We start from the raw sequence: 14,790 nt of genomic DNA, 5'->3' as shown, positions 1-14,790 counted from the left end.
AATTTCGATTTCGCACGAATTTTGTACAACCATACCACCCTGTCCGCTGACCCGCGATGCCCGCCAGCCGGTCGCTAACTCAATAAAGCAAACCATTTAACACTTTCCGCCTGGCGCCAAAATAGACCACCCATTCAGACTGGCCCCTGTGCAACCACCCAGCTGGTTCTATAGGGAATTTCGAAAACCCCGCATGTTATGCCTTGGCAAGCTTCCCAAAAAACGTTTGATCAGAAGAATCTTTGGTCACAAATAAAAAACTATCGAGGACACATCATGCAATCCTCCGGAATTTTGACGGGATTTAAATTAACGACGGCGGCAATATTGATTGGTGCCTGGGCATCTACCAGCGCAACAGCAGATACCATTTACCAGGACAATTTTGCCAACGGGGATATTAGCGGATGGACCACCACCGGTACCGTTGATGCGTACAATGGAAGCAGTATTCGCCTGCGGGGCACGTCTACCGCAACGCAGGCACTTTCTACCGCGGGCTACTCCGCGGTCTCCGTTGAACTCATGATGTCAGCGAGTTCACTGGAAAACGGCGAGTTCTGTTACGGCGAAATTTCCACAGACGGCGGCAGCAACTGGACAACGGCGTTAACTATTGCCAACGGTGATGACAACGGCAGTCAATTCTCCGGCAACAGTTCACCATCCGGTATCGATAATAACGTTGCGGTGCAGTTGCGCTTTCGTGGTACCGGCGCCACCACCGGCGACTACTGTTATGGATACCGCGCACTGGTCACCGGTACTGGTGGCGCACCGACCGAGCCGGACATTAGCGTACCGGCAAGTATCAGTTTTGGTGCCATCGGCACAGGCACCAGCTCCACCCGCACCATCACCATTTCCAACGAAGGCTCTGCCGCTCTTGTTATCAGCAATGTAAGCAACCCGGCATCACCTTTTTCGGTAGCCAGTAACAATTGTGGCAATGTAAGTGCCGGCGCAAGTTGCGATATCGACGTAGCATTTACACCACAAGCAGATGGCAACTTTAACGGCAGCCTCAGTATTTCCTCGAACGATCCAGACGAGGCGAGCGTTTCGGTCAGCCTCAGCGGCAGCGCCTCCACAGGCGGCGGCAGCGTGGACGATTTCGACCCACTGAGCGGTAGCGGCAATGTTTCTCGCAGTGCACTGACCATAAATACGCTAATTAACGGCAGTGATCCGGGCAGCTTAGTGGATTACAGTAACTACGCGCTCCCTGCCGATGCTGCCATGCCCGGCAACCAGTTTGAAGGCTCTCTGGAATTATTCGGCGAAGCCACCGGTGGCGACTTTGACGAACACAAGGACAGTTTCCGTTATACCGGCTCTCGCGACACCACCCGCAAGCACCTGCCGGAATTCGATTTTGAATTCGTTCAGAGCGGTAGCCATATTTTTCCGGTAGAGCGTGGCTCCATTGCCAGTGCCCACCCCGAGTGGGAGTACATCCTGACACCGGGGCGGGTATGGAATGAAAATGGGGATGCCGGTTACAGCCGCGTAGCCCTGCCATTTGCGCTGCAGCAGAAAAATGCCAACTGTGTGCACAATGGCATGATGACATTCCTGTTCAAGGACGACGGTTCTGTCTCCGATGTGGCCTATCAGATCGCCGGTGAAACCTGCCTTTACTTCCAGGTGGATATGTGGGGACAACTCGCAGCTAGCTACACGCCCCACAGCGTTGCGAACAGCGACCAGTTGATTAGCGATTACCAGGCCGAAGTCAACGATCGCATGCCCAGCAAACCGCTCAGCGCACTGGCCCAGGATTATCCCGGCACCGACTACACCGCTTTCGCCGCACCGAATGGCAAAGCCCCCCTGGACATTTCGCTCGCGGGTTTTGTCATTGACGGCACCCATTACATGGGGGGTTGTGGTTCCCGCCGCGGTGACTATCCCTACTGTGAATCACTGGTAGTACCCTCTTATTCCAGTGCCAAATCGGTGTTTGCCGGTGGTGCGATGATGCGTCTGGAAAAGAAGTATCCCGGGACCTTTAATCAGGCCATTGGCAGCTATATCAGCGAGTGCAATACCAACGGCAACTGGAATGATGTGACCTTTGGCAACGCGCTGGATATGGGAACGGGCAATTACAATTTGGCCGGTTATATGAGTGACGAGGGTGCGAGCCACACCAACGATCTATTCCTGCCGGAGGATCACGCCAGCAAGATCAATTACAGCTGTACCGAGTACTCGCGCAAGGCAGCACCCGGTACCAAGTGGGTATATCACACATCCGATACCTATATTCTCGGCACCGCGATGAACGCCTACCTGCGCGGTATTGAAGGCGGCAGCAGTGATATTTTCACTGACATTGTGGTAGAGGAAATTCTCGCACCGCTGGGTGTCAGCCCCACTGCAGAATTTACCCGTCGTACCTACGACAGCGTGCAGCAACCATTTACCGGTTGGGGGCTGATATGGCTGCGCGATGATGTGGCGAAGATCGGCGCTTTCCTCGCGGGCGGCAGCCAATCTGTATTGCATCAGGGAGAACTGGATGCAGCGCTACAGCGCAACAGCGCCGACCGCGGCTTGGAACCGCTCAATGACTACAAGTACAACAACGGTTTATGGGCGCACGAGGTAAGTAGCAACATGAGCGGCTGTAGCAACCCGCTGTGGCTGCCGTTTATGTCTGGCTACGGCGGAATCAGTGTGCTGATCCTGCCCAACAACTCGGTGTACTACTACTTCAGTGACGACGATGTGTTCTTGTGGATGGATGCGGCTCAAGAGTCGCACAGCATTCGCAGCTTGTGCCAATAACAGGCACATCACATACCACAATAAAAAAGGGGCGGTTAACCGCCCCTTTTTTATTTATGCATCTTCTGCTGCCCGAATGGGCTTGTGCAGTTTAACCGCGGTCGCTTTCTTGCTGCGCATCCGAATATTGAGCATTTCCACGGCCACCGAGAAAGCCATCGCAAAGTAGATGTAGCCTTTCGGCACATGTATTTCGAAGCCTTCGATAATCAGGGTGACGCCGACCAGAATCAGGAAAGACAACGCCAGCATCTTGATGGTGGGATGGCGGTCAACAAAATCACCAATGGGCTTGGCCGCAATCAACATGACCACCACGACGAGGATAATGGCAATCGCCATAATCGAAATATGGTCCACCAGACCTACCGCGGTAATAACCGAGTCCAGCGAGAACACAATATCCAGCACCGCTATTTGTGCCAGCACCATACCGTAGGTTGCAGTTTTTACACTGGAGGCTTCGCCGTCGACACCTTCCAGGCTGTTGTGGATTTCATGGGTCGCTTTAAACAGCAGGAACAGGCCGCCGCCAATCAGAATCACATCCCGGCCGGAAATCTCTTCACCCAATACGGTAAACCAGGGTTCGGTAAGGCCCATAATCCAGGCGATGGAAAATAGCAGGGCGAGGCGGGTAATCATGGCCAGCGCCAAACCGATAAATCGCGCCGACTCCCGCTGTTTTTCCGGCAAGCGCCCAACCAGAATGGAAATAAAGATAATGTTGTCGATGCCCAGCACGATTTCCAGCGCGGCTAACGTTGCCAGGGCAACCCACGCCTCGGGGCTGGCGATCCATTCGAACATGTGAACGTTCCTGTCAATTTATTGTAATTGGTAGCCAGCGGCCTCAGGGAGGCGGACCGCGACGGGGAGAAACAGGAAAGGAGTTTAGGCGGTTTCCATCAACCACGCCAAGGCGGGCGCTTTGTCTTCGAAGAAGCGGGCTTCGCCGCCGATAAACCAGCTGCCGATCTTGGCCGCGGTCTCCTGCCAGGACTTGCTGCCGACCATGGCCACCTTGCTGAACTGGCGGCCGTGCTTTAAGCCGAGCTTTAAGTCATCCCAGGCTGCATGCATTTCCCAGCCGTCCATTTCCCGGGCATCCATCATCACGTCGATTTTCGGGCTTTCCATACCCGCAATCGCAGTTTCCAGCATGGGCACCATGATCTGGTAGTCTTCGTGCCGCAATTTTCCGCGCGCATGCATGGTCAGCAGAACTTTTTCATCTGCAACACGCTCCACACTGACGGAAAAGCCATGATGATATTCGTGCATGTTCGCTCCTATACCTGCGTACAGTTTAAGCACACAGGTATAGGCCAGATACTTTCAAAGGACAAATTCGGCCAAACAACAAACTCGGCGGGTAATGGTTTTAGTGTGACAGCACGTCAACAATTTCATGGGTCGCATGGATCAGACGAACCAGCTCGCCTTCAATACGCACGGTCACCAAACCGCGAGAATCCACCGGCTGTACGATCACTGCATGACGATAAATTTCGTCTTCCAGGACATAACCGGGCGCAAGCTTTTTCTTCCAGCCGGGAGGCAATTCACCACCACGTGTCACTTTCTTTTGCAGGCCCGGGGGTAGATCGCTGTTGTGCTTGTCGGGTTTCGCCATGGCGCTGGTACCGCCCATTGCCAGAGCCGAAACAACCAGAGTGGTGGCGATATGCTTGAACATAATATTTTCCTTGCTGGATATCTTGTACAGATCGGTATGGACACCATGCTAAACCGCACACGGCCGTTCACCTTCGCGGTAGATCACAGTTTCAGCATAACCTTGTGAAAATGACTCCACCCTGAATAAAAAAAGGGCTGCAAAAGCAGCCCAAAGGAGTCAATTTAGACGGGATAACGTAGGGATGATTAACTGATATCGATCCAGGTGGACTTCAGCTCGCAGTACTTGTCCAGCGCGTGCAGCGACTTGTCACGACCGTTGCCGGACTGCTTGAAACCACCGAAGGGCACGGTGATGTCACCACCGAAGTAGTTGTTGACCCATACCGAGCCCGCGCGAATATCACGCGCCATGCGGTGGGCGCGGGCGAGATCTTTGGTCCACACGCCGGAGGCCAGGCCGTAGATGGAGTCGTTGGCAATTTGCAGCGCTTCCTCTTCGGTCTCGAATTCGATGATCGACAGTACCGGGCCAAAGATTTCCTCGCGGGCAATGGTCATGTCACCGCTCACACCGCGGAAGATGGTCGGCTCGTAGTAGTGACCGCCCTCCACAGCTGCCGCCGGCTTGCCGCCGCACACCAGGTTCGCGCCCTGCTCGAGGCCTTTGGCCACGTAGAACTCCACGGTGTCGTACTGGCTCTGGTCAATCAGGGCACCCATCACGGTGTTGGGATCCTGCGGGTGGCCCGGCTGGAAGCGCTCAGAAGCTTTCTTGACCTTTTCGATAAAGGTGTCGGCGATGCCTTTCTCCACCAGCAGACGGGTACCAGCGGTACAGGTCTCACCCTGGTTGTAGAACACCGCCAGTGCGGCCGCTTCCGCGGCCTTGTCCAGGTCGGCGTCGGCAAACACGATGTTCGGGCTTTTGCCGCCGAGCTCGAGGAAGGTACGCTTCAGGTTGGATTGACCGGAGTATTCGGTCAGGGTCTTGCCCACTTCGGTGGAACCGGTGAAGGTCAGACCATCGATATCCATGTGCAGGCCCAGGGCCTTGCCCAGGCTGCTACCAGGTCCGGGCAGCACGTTCAGTACGCCATCCGGCAGACCCGCCTGCTTCGCCAGCCCCGCCAGTTTGATTGCGGTGAGTGGTGTGTTGGATGCCGGTTTCAGGATCACACTGTTGCCGGTGGCAAGCGCCGGGCCCAGCTTCCACGCGGTGGTGGAGAGCGGGAAGTTCCACGGTACGATCGCCGCCACAACGCCCAGCGGCATACGGGTAATCAGGCCGATCTCGGCGGGGCCGGTGGGGGCAATCTCGTCGTAAATCTTGTCGATCGCTTCCGCATTCCAGCGAATGGTGGTGACCGCACTGGGCACATCCACATTCATGGTGTCGCTGATGGGCTTGCCCGCGTCGAGGCTTTCCAGCAGGGCGATTTCTTCGCGGTTTTCTTCGATCAGCTCCGCAAAACGCACCAGGATCTTCTTGCGATCCATGGGTGGCATGTCGGACCAGATACCGGATTCGAAAGTCTCACGGGCAACCTTAACCGCTACCTCGGCGTCTTCCGGGCCACAATTGGCAATCTGCGCCAGCTCGCGGCCATCTGCCGGGCTGGTACACGGGCGGGTCTGGCCGCTGATCGCGTCCACGTAGGCGCCGTTGATAAAGGCGCGCCCCTCAATAGTGAGTTCGTCGGCCCGGGCGAGCCACTCCTGCAGGGTTTGCGGCGTTGGCTGTGGGTTCCGGTTGTCAGTCATGGTCACCTCGGTTTGGCACACGAAAAGTTGGCTATCAGCTAAAAACTGAAGGATTATTCAGTTTATATCTAAAATGTGATCACAAATCAACGAGTCTGTATTTTGCTGCACGGAAGCTACCGCTGCAAATCGGTGAAATCCGCTTACACGGCCTCGAAGGTACCGGTCTCAAGATTCTTGCGTGCACCGGGAATCGCGAATACCCGGTTGTGGAACGCGATATAGAACCCCGGCGACAGCAGGCGCGCGGCGAGCAACGCTTCGGTGACGTTCTGGCGGGCATCGGAATCGATAAAGCCCATGGGACGCATGGCACCGGTGAACACCACTGGTACCGCGGGCGTACCCATCTTTTCGAAGCAGTATTCGGCGGTGACCGACATGGTGTCGGTTCCGTGCAGAATCACGATGGGGTCGCCCTTTTCGGCGGTGCGCGCAATGGCCGCACAAATCTGGTCGCGGTCGCTATCGTCCATCTCCAGGGAGTCTTTGTTGAGGATGCTCTCTAGCTCGAGGTGGGTATAGGGCAGGCGCAGGCTACTGATCAGGCCCTCGCGAATAATCGAGGCGCGGTTTTTCAGGGTGCCTTCGGATTCGCAGTAGCTCTTCTCAATGGTGCCACCGGTAGTGAGAATGCGGACACTGGTCTTTTGGTTGAGATCTGTCATCGTTTTTCCCGCTGAGTGAGTACAAATGTGCGCATCTTAGTGGGCTAGAGAGAACGAGACAATTCTAGTGTCCCGCAACGCAATTCATGAGTTGCGGGATAGGAGCCTGCCCGTGGCGTGATACCACCGGCAGGTCAGGGGAAGATTGGGGAAAGAAGGGCTTAGACTTCTTCAATACGGTAAGAGTGCACGATTTCCACACCGGCCTTGCCGAGCATGATGGATGCCGAGCAATACTTCTCCGCAGACAGCTCTACCGCACGCGCCACCTGTGATTCCTTGATGTTGCGTCCACGCACCACAAATTCCATCTCGATTTTCTCGAACGGCGCCGGCACCGCGTCCGGGCGATGACCTTTCAGTTCCACGTGACAGCTGGCCACGTCCTGACGGGTCTTTTGCAGGATGCCCACCACGTCGTAGGATGCGCAGCCACCTACACCCAACAGAATCATTTCCATGGGGCGGATACCATTGTTTTTCTGGCCACCTTCCATCACTACGGAATTACCACTGCCCGCTTCACCGACAAAAGTGACACCATTTACCCAGGTCACCTGACCCTGCATTACGCCCGCCATGGAACTCTCTCCTTCATATTGGATGGGGGCCGGGAGCTTATCACAACAACCCCGCGAATCCGCAGAACAGCACACCCGGTAATTGGTACGGACGTGCAGTCCCACCCTACCATCTGAGTAAGCCTTAACTTACGGTGGTTGTCAGCGCTGCGCTCAACCGCTATAAACAAACGCTGCCTATGCCCCATACAAAAAGTGGCCCAGATCACATTGCGAAAGATTGGCTCGTAAAGGCCCTGTTTGCACTAGGGTTTTAGCGGGATAATCGTCCCCTTAACCGGGATCAGGCACAAATATTTCAAAAAAAGGAGTAGATCCGTGACGGTCTCTACCGAAGACACTCTGACTAGTGGCAACATCGAAGACTTCCTCGCCCACTGCCACCGCCGCCGCTACCCAGCCAAGAGCACCATTATTTACGCCGGCGACCGCTGTGAGTCTCTGTACTTCATTATGCGTGGTTCCGTCACCGTTCTGATCGAAGACGACGAAGGCCGCGAAATGATCGTTGCCTACCTGAACGATGGCGATTTCTTCGGCGAAATGGGCCTGTTCGACCAGGATACCCGCAGCGCCTGGGTTCGCACCAAGACCGAGTGTGAAGTAGCGGAAATCTCCTACACCAAATTCCAGGAGCTGACCCGTCAGCATCCGGAGTTCCTGTTCAATCTGGCTACCCAGATGGCACTGCGCCTGCGCAACACCACCCGCAAGGTGGGCGACCTGGCGTTCCTCGACGTCACCGGCCGCGTAGCCCGCACCCTGCTGGATCTGTGTAACGAGCCAGATGCCATGACCCACCCGGAAGGCATGCAGATCAAGATTACCCGTCAGGAAATCGGCCGAATCGTTGGCTGCTCCCGCGAGATGGTAGGCCGGGTACTGAAAACCCTGGAAGAACAGGGACTGGTATCGGTGAAGGGTAAAACCATGGTGGTGTACGGCACCCGCTAAGCTGCCGATATCACCAATCAAAAGCCGGGCAATCGCCCGGCTTTTTTGTGGGCAAAATTTGAGCAGCGCCCCAAGATTGAGCATCCGCACCAATAGAGAGCCTGTATTTTCAGCCCCGCCAAAGCTTGCACCAAATTGTTGCATTTTCGCAAAATAATTCACCGTACTGCGGGGAAATTTAGCAACATATTCTTTTCCGCACTGGTACGTTGGTTGCAGACAAATAACACACAACAAAAAGCTCTAGGGGAACCACGTGAGACACAACAACTATCTTGGGCTGAAAAAGTCCCATCTGGCACTGGCGATTTCCTGTGCCGCCCTGCCCATGCCGCACCTAGCCACCGCGCAGGCTGCGGACACCGAAAACAAACCTGTATTTGAGGAAGTGGTGGTAACCGGCTCCCGCCGCGAAGAAAACGTGATGGATATCCCCATCAATATTTCTGCGGTGGGTGGCGAGAAGATCGAAGACCTGCGCCTCGACAGCATCGCCAAGATTGCCTACTACACCCCCGGCCTGACCGTGGTCGATCGCGGCCCGCGTGACGAGAACCCGGACATTCTGGTGCGCGGCCTGAACACCGGCGGCCTCGGCCCGGGCTTCAGCAGCAGCACCGTTGCCACTTACCTGGGCGACATCCCGCTGCAGGTGGACCTGAAGCCCATCGATCTGGAGCGTGTGGAAGTACTGATCGGTCCTCAGGGCACCCTGTATGGTCAGGGCACTATGGGTGGTGCTATCCGCTATATCCCCGCTAAAGCGGACCCTTCTGGGTTCACCGCAACCGTGCGCAGTAGCGCCAGCAGCAACGCGGAGAGCTCCGGCCTCGGCTCTGAATACGGTGCGACCCTGAACTTTGCGATCACCGATAACCTGGCCGTGCGCGTAAACGCGGACAGCATCCAGGACCCCGGCTTTATCGACTACAACTATGTCGTACGTGAATCCGGTGTATCTAACCCCGACCCGGATTTCAGCAACCCCGACGACGTTGCCGCGAACCTGCGCCGGGTAAAAGATGCCAACGGTGAAGACACCAAGTCTGGCCGTATCAACGTGCGCTGGCTGGCCACCGACTGGCTGGAAGCCAACCTGTGGCACTACTACCAGGACACCAAGGCGGAAGGTCGCCAGCTGGCTCACCAGCTGTCCTTCAATACCGGCCCTTACGAGTCCGGTATGCGCTACGAAGAACCTAACCACTACACCAACAAACTCACCAGCATCGAGCTGATCGGCGATCTGGGCTTCGCCCAGGCCACTATGGTTTACGGCCAGTCCGAATACGATGAGCTGGGTCAACGTGACCAGACCGACCTGTTGTTGGACCTGGACTACGGCTATGACTCCTTCCCCTCTTTCTCCGCCTATACCCGTGAGGAAGTGAAGGACAAGGCCGACACTTTCGAACTGCGCATGTCTTCCCAGCACGAAGGCCCGTTCAAGTGGGTAGCCGGCTACTTCCAGAACGAATACCAATCCGATGCCATCAGTGAAGAATTCACCCCCTTCTTCGACCAGTTCGTTGTGGACAACTGGGGCGGTGTGCAGCTGCGTCCGGACAACCTGGAATACATCCAGCTGACCGACATCGACGAAAAGGAATCCGCTTTCTACGGCGAGCTGACCTACGACATCACCGACACCCTGTCGGTTACCGGTGGCTACCGTCGCTACAAGTTTGAAACCGACATTACCGGCGGTTTCGGCCTGCCGCTGTTTGAAACCGTATTCCTGGGCGAGCCCCAGGACGCGATCAACGTAGACCTGGGCAGAAACCAGGGTGAAGACGAGGGCGACCTGTTCAAGTTCAACGTCGCCTGGGATGCCACTGCCAACGGCATGGTGTATTTCACCTACTCGCAGGGCTACCGCAACGGTGGCGTTAACTCCGTACCGGAGTGTACCGCCGAGCAGATCGCCAGTGACAACCAGCAGCTGTGTGCACTGTCGGGTGAAGTACTGATCGACCCGGACAAGATCGACAACTACGAAGTGGGCTACAAGGGCCTGGTTGGCGACCGCCTGTCTGTGAGCACCGCGCTCTATTACATCGACTGGACCGACCTGCAGGTGGCCACCACCACCACCAACGGCTCCCTGCCGATTACCGGCAACGGCAGTGCCGCGATCAGCCAGGGCTTTGAGCTGCAGGGTAGCTGGTTAATCAGCGACAACCTGGACCTTGCATTCACCTATGCCTATACCGATGCAGCGCTAAGCGAAGACGCTCCCGGCCTGGTTGGCCCATACGACGTATACTCCAGCGCGCGCCTGCCCGGACATGCGGAACACCAGGGCTCTCTGAACCTGAACTACACCACCACGGTACTGAACGGCTACGACCTGGACCTGAACTACGGCCTGGTGTTCGCCAGTGATGTATACAACATGGTCGGCGGGCCGGAAGACCCGCTTTATACGCTCGAAACAGAAGAAGACGGCACCATCACCATTATCGATGGCGACCGCGGTGGTGAAGCGATCCCCGGTTACGCAGTACACCATATGTCCGCAACTCTGCGTTTGGACAAGTGGACCGTTCAGGCATTCGCCGACAACCTGTGGGACAAGTACTACATCACCGGCACCCGCTCCAGCCGTCGCAATCTGCAGGACGAAAACAATGGCCCGGGCATCGAGTGGGGCAATGGCTTCACCCAGCGCTCTTACGGCCAGTACGTAGGTACGCCGCGCACCATCGGTGCCCGCTTCACCTACGAATTCTGATGCTGACTTAGCTTCAGAACTTCACTGGAAGCCGGCCTGGGATACACTATCCCGGCCGGCTTTTTTATTGGTTGCTATTCATGCAAAACCCCTCGATTCCACAACTCCACGCTGCTGCCGAACAGGCCCTTAACCGGGGCGATATGCGCACGCTGCACCAGTGCTGCCGACAGATTTTGCAGCTGGAGCCCGCGCACAGTGACGCCTGGTTTCTGATCAGTATCGCGGCCGCTGCGGCCGGGCAGGTCAACAAGGCGCTGGAAATGATCGAGCGCGCACTGGCAACGGCACCGCGCAACGCAGAATATTTGAGCCAGAAGGCCCGCTACTGTGCGCAGCTGAACCTGTATACCAAAGCACTACAGGCGGCAGACGCCGCCATGGCGGAAAGCCCCGAGCGCCCACTGATTCTCGACACCCTCGGCGTGGTGTATGCGAAGTTTGATGAACACGCGAAAGCGGTGATCCCACTGCGACGTGCCGTGGCACTCGCACCAGACAATGCGCAGTTCCAGTTTAACCTGGCGTCTGCCGAGCAGTTTCTTGGCAACCAGGAAGCGGCCCGCGCTGCTTACGAAAAAGCAATCTCACTGCAGCCAGGCTTCAGTCGCGCACGCTGGGCACTCTCTGAGCTGGAAAAAAATGACACGCAGACCGCAACGAGCGGCGAGCTTGAGAAGCTGTTAGCGCAGCACGGCCTTGCCGCCGAAGACCAGCTCTACCTGAGCCATGCACTGGCACGGGATCTGGAGCGCGCCGGCGATTACACCCAGTCATTCCGCTACCTGGCCCAGGCGAAAGCACGCTACCGTGAGAAGATTGGCTACGATTTTTCCCAGGACGCGGAACTGTTTGAGGCAATTAAATCTGCGTTTCCCGGTGACTCGCCCATATCAGAGAGTGCGAGCGCAAGCCTTGGGGAAAATTGCCTGTTTATCCTGGGCATGCCCCGCTCCGGCACAACACTGGTAGAGCGTATTCTTGCGAGCCATTCGCAGATCGAGACTCTCGGTGAACTGCACGAGATTCCGCTGGCAATCAAGCACCACTCACAAAGCCGTTCAGCACAAACACTGGATCTGGAAGTAATCGCTGGGGCACTCGCCGCGGACGCGGAATCTATTGGCAGGGATTATGTAGCACGCTGCGGCGAGCGCGGCAAAACCGCCACACGTCTGATCGACAAGCTACCGATGAATTTCCTTTATCTGGGATTTATCCTGCGCAGCCTGCCCAAGGCCAAAATCGTGGTGCTCGACCGAAACCCACTGGATGTATGTCTGAGCAATTACCGCCAGCTGTTTTCCTTCAACTTCCGCTACTACCACTACCACTACAGCCTTGCCGATACGGCACGCTATATCTGCGCCTACAAAGATTTAATGGCGCACTGGAACAGCCTGTTCGGGGACAGAATCTATACGCTGAATTACGAAAAGCTCACCGAGAATCCGGAGCAGGAAGCGCGCGCGCTGATGCAATATTTAGCGTTGCCATGGGAAGCAGAGTGTCTCGAATTTTATCGTTCAGGTGCCGCCGTATCTACGGCCAGTAGTGTGCAGGTACGCCAGCCTATTTACCGCAGTGCAGTGGAACGCTGGCGCAAGTATGAGAAGGAGTTACAACCGGCCGCGGAAATCTTTGCCGAGGCCGGGCTGATTTAGGAAAGGAGATTGCCAGGCTAACTCTTAGTTAAACAACTCCATCAGGCGACGGCCGGGCTCTTCCTCGCGCATAAACGCTTCGCCCACCAGGAAGGTATCTACATTGTGGCCACGCATGGCGGCCACATCATCGGTGGTGTGGATACCACTCTCGGTAACCACGATACGGTCGTCCGGAATCATGCCCAGCAGGCTGAAGGTGGTTTCCAATTGCACATCAAAGGTGTGCAGGTTGCGATTGTTGATCCCGATTAGTCGGTTCGGCAGTTTTAGCGCGCGTTCCAGCTCCTCGCGATCATGTACTTCCACCAGCACATCCAGGCCCAACTCCTGCGCAAGATCATTCAGACTGGTGAGCTGCTTATCATCCAGGCAGGCAGCAATCAGCAGGATGCAGTCGGCACCCATGGCGCGGGCCTCATACACCTGATACGGGTCGACAATAAAATCCTTGCGAATAACCGGCAGACGCACCGCACTGCGCGCCTGCTGCAGGTATTCATCCGCCCCTTGGAAGAAGTCCACATCGGTCAGCACCGACAGGCAGGCCGCACCGCCCTTTTCATAACTGGTGGCAATCTCCGCGGGAATAAAATCTTCACGAATAACACCCTTGCTTGGCGAAGCCTTTTTAATCTCCGCAATCACCGCTGCCTCACCGGCATTGCGCTTGGCTTCAATCGCCTTCACAAAACCGCGACAGGGCGGCTGCTGCAACGCACGCTGCTGCATTTCATCCTGGCTAACCAGCTTCTTGCGCTCGGCGACTTCTTCCCACTTGCGCTCGACAATGGTCTTCAGAATTGTTGGCGTACTCATGACTTCACTCTTTGAATGCGCTGGTAAAGGCAGCCAGCTCGTTGATTTTTTCCCCGGCCAGTCCGCTATAAATCGCGTCCTGCGCCATACTCACCCCTTCCGCGGGGCTCGCCGCTACGCCACTGACATAAATAGCCATGCCGGCGTTGAGGGCAATAATGTCGGCAGCCTTGTTGCCCGCAGGTGTTTCGCGCTTGCCCAAGGCATCGTGAATCAGTGCGAGGGAGGCCTCGGAGCCATCCACACATAGGTCGTCCATGGCTCTCGGTTCGATATCGAAATCCGCGGGCTTGATGACGACTTCGGTTAACTCACCATCTTTTAATTCCCAACCGCGGGTCTCGGCGGCGAGGCTCACTTCATCCAGCCCATCGTCGCTGTGAAGTACCAGCACGTGCTCGGAACCCAGCGTCTGTAAAACTTCTGCCAGCATGCGGCAGTAGTGCGGGTCAAACACGCCGATTACCTGGCGCTTTACGCCGGCCGGATTGGTCAGTGGTCCTAGCAGGTTGAAAATAGTGCGCAGGCCCAGCGCCTTGCGCGGTCCAATCGCGTGACGCATGGCACTGTGATAGCTCGGCGCGAACATAAAGCCCACACCAACACCATCCACGCAACGCGCCACCTGCTCCGGGGTTAGTGGCAAATAAATGCCCGCTTTTTCCAGCAGATCTGCAGAACCGGAAGAAGAGGAAACCGAGCGGTTGCCGTGCTTGGCCACCCGTGCGCCGGCAGCGGCTGCAACAAAGCTGGACGCACTGGAGACGTTGAACAAGTTTGCCCCGTCACCACCGGTACCCACAATGTCGACTGCATAAGTGGGGTCGAGCTCAACCTTAGTGGCCAGCTCACGCATCACTTCCACCGCGCCGGTAATCTCGTCAACGGTTTCTCCCGCCATACGCAGGGCGACCAGAAACGCACCGATCTGCGCGTCTTCCGCTTCGCCGCGCATAATCTGCCCCATGGCCCCGCGCATCTCTTCGCGGGTGAGATGTTCGCCTTCCACCAATTTGGCAATGGCCTGCTGGATATTCATTATTTTTACTCCTCCCCCAAATCCCTAATCAGGTTGGATAGCAGATCTCCGATAAAGCTCAGGTCTTCTACGTGAAGGTACTGATGCCGGGATCCGTTTGTGAGACCTTCTAAAACAGGGATGTTTTAGAAGA

At 56.3% G+C, this 14,790-nt stretch carries 12 protein-coding genes; 4 read left to right on the top strand and 8 right to left on the bottom strand.

The genetic code is table 11. The annotated features are described in order from the left end of the window. The first annotated feature begins 276 nt into the window (after positions 1 to 276). A complete protein-coding gene (locus tag KUV22_RS06730) occupies positions 277 to 2,793 on the top strand; it encodes a choice-of-anchor D domain-containing protein (protein WP_222229585.1) in 2,517 nt (838 codons plus the stop codon). A gap of 54 nt (positions 2,794 to 2,847) precedes the next feature. Here the strand turns inward: KUV22_RS06730 and KUV22_RS06725 are convergent, their stop codons facing one another. The 6 genes from KUV22_RS06725 to KUV22_RS06700 all read right to left on the bottom strand — a co-directional run bounded on the left by KUV22_RS06725 (position 2,848) and on the right by KUV22_RS06700 (position 7,435). Beyond that, entirely contained in the window at positions 2,848 to 3,603 is a 756-nt protein-coding gene (locus tag KUV22_RS06725) for a TerC family protein (RefSeq protein WP_222229583.1), read from the bottom strand. Between the two features lie 84 nt (positions 3,604 to 3,687). Next, a complete protein-coding gene (locus KUV22_RS06720; protein ID WP_222229581.1) occupies positions 3,688 to 4,077 on the bottom strand; it encodes a SpoIIAA family protein in 390 nt (129 codons plus the stop codon). Between the two features lie 100 nt (positions 4,078 to 4,177). Then, a complete protein-coding gene (locus tag KUV22_RS06715; RefSeq protein WP_222229579.1) occupies positions 4,178 to 4,492 on the bottom strand; it encodes a hypothetical protein in 315 nt (104 codons plus the stop codon). Positions 4,493 to 4,680: 188 nt separating this feature from the next. After that, positions 4,681 to 6,198, bottom strand: coding sequence for an aldehyde dehydrogenase (locus KUV22_RS06710; RefSeq protein ID WP_222229577.1), 1,518 nt, complete (start codon positions 6,196 to 6,198; stop codon positions 4,681 to 4,683). A gap of 143 nt (positions 6,199 to 6,341) precedes the next feature. Next, the gene (locus KUV22_RS06705; protein ID WP_222229575.1) at positions 6,342 to 6,866 is read right to left on the bottom strand and encodes an asparaginase; all 525 of its coding nucleotides are present in this window, start codon (positions 6,864 to 6,866) and stop codon (positions 6,342 to 6,344) included. A 161-nt stretch (positions 6,867 to 7,027) separates the two neighbouring features. Continuing rightward, the gene (locus KUV22_RS06700; protein ID WP_222230415.1) at positions 7,028 to 7,435 is read right to left on the bottom strand and encodes an OsmC family protein; all 408 of its coding nucleotides are present in this window, start codon (positions 7,433 to 7,435) and stop codon (positions 7,028 to 7,030) included. Between the two features lie 330 nt (positions 7,436 to 7,765). Between KUV22_RS06700 and crp the strand changes: the two genes are divergently transcribed. The 3 genes from crp (at position 7,766) to KUV22_RS06685 (ending at position 12,799) form a co-directional block, all read left to right on the top strand. Then, a complete protein-coding gene (gene crp / locus KUV22_RS06695; protein ID WP_010133420.1) occupies positions 7,766 to 8,401 on the top strand; it encodes a cAMP-activated global transcriptional regulator CRP in 636 nt (211 codons plus the stop codon). Between the two features lie 256 nt (positions 8,402 to 8,657). Then, positions 8,658 to 11,135: a TonB-dependent receptor gene (locus KUV22_RS06690; protein WP_222229573.1), complete on the top strand. Its 2,478-nt coding sequence runs from the start codon at positions 8,658 to 8,660 to the stop codon at positions 11,133 to 11,135. An 80-nt stretch (positions 11,136 to 11,215) separates the two neighbouring features. Then, positions 11,216 to 12,799, top strand: a complete 1,584-nt coding sequence (locus tag KUV22_RS06685; protein ID WP_222229571.1) for a tetratricopeptide repeat-containing sulfotransferase family protein — start codon at positions 11,216 to 11,218, stop codon at positions 12,797 to 12,799. Between the two features lie 24 nt (positions 12,800 to 12,823). Here the strand turns inward: KUV22_RS06685 and trpC are convergent, their stop codons facing one another. Together trpC and trpD are read right to left on the bottom strand one after the other, a co-directional pair. Next, complete coding sequence (trpC, locus tag KUV22_RS06680) at positions 12,824 to 13,618, bottom strand: indole-3-glycerol phosphate synthase TrpC (protein WP_222229569.1); 795 nt, start codon at positions 13,616 to 13,618, stop codon at positions 12,824 to 12,826. A 4-nt stretch (positions 13,619 to 13,622) separates the two neighbouring features. Then, positions 13,623 to 14,657: an anthranilate phosphoribosyltransferase gene (gene trpD, locus KUV22_RS06675; protein WP_222229567.1), complete on the bottom strand. Its 1,035-nt coding sequence runs from the start codon at positions 14,655 to 14,657 to the stop codon at positions 13,623 to 13,625. Between the last annotated feature and the right edge of the window lie 133 nt (positions 14,658 to 14,790).

This window comes from Microbulbifer agarilyticus (assembly GCF_019800665.1).
GTDB lineage: Bacteria > Pseudomonadota > Gammaproteobacteria > Pseudomonadales > Cellvibrionaceae > Microbulbifer > Microbulbifer agarilyticus_C.
This window is presented reverse-complemented; position numbering and strand designations above follow the sequence as displayed.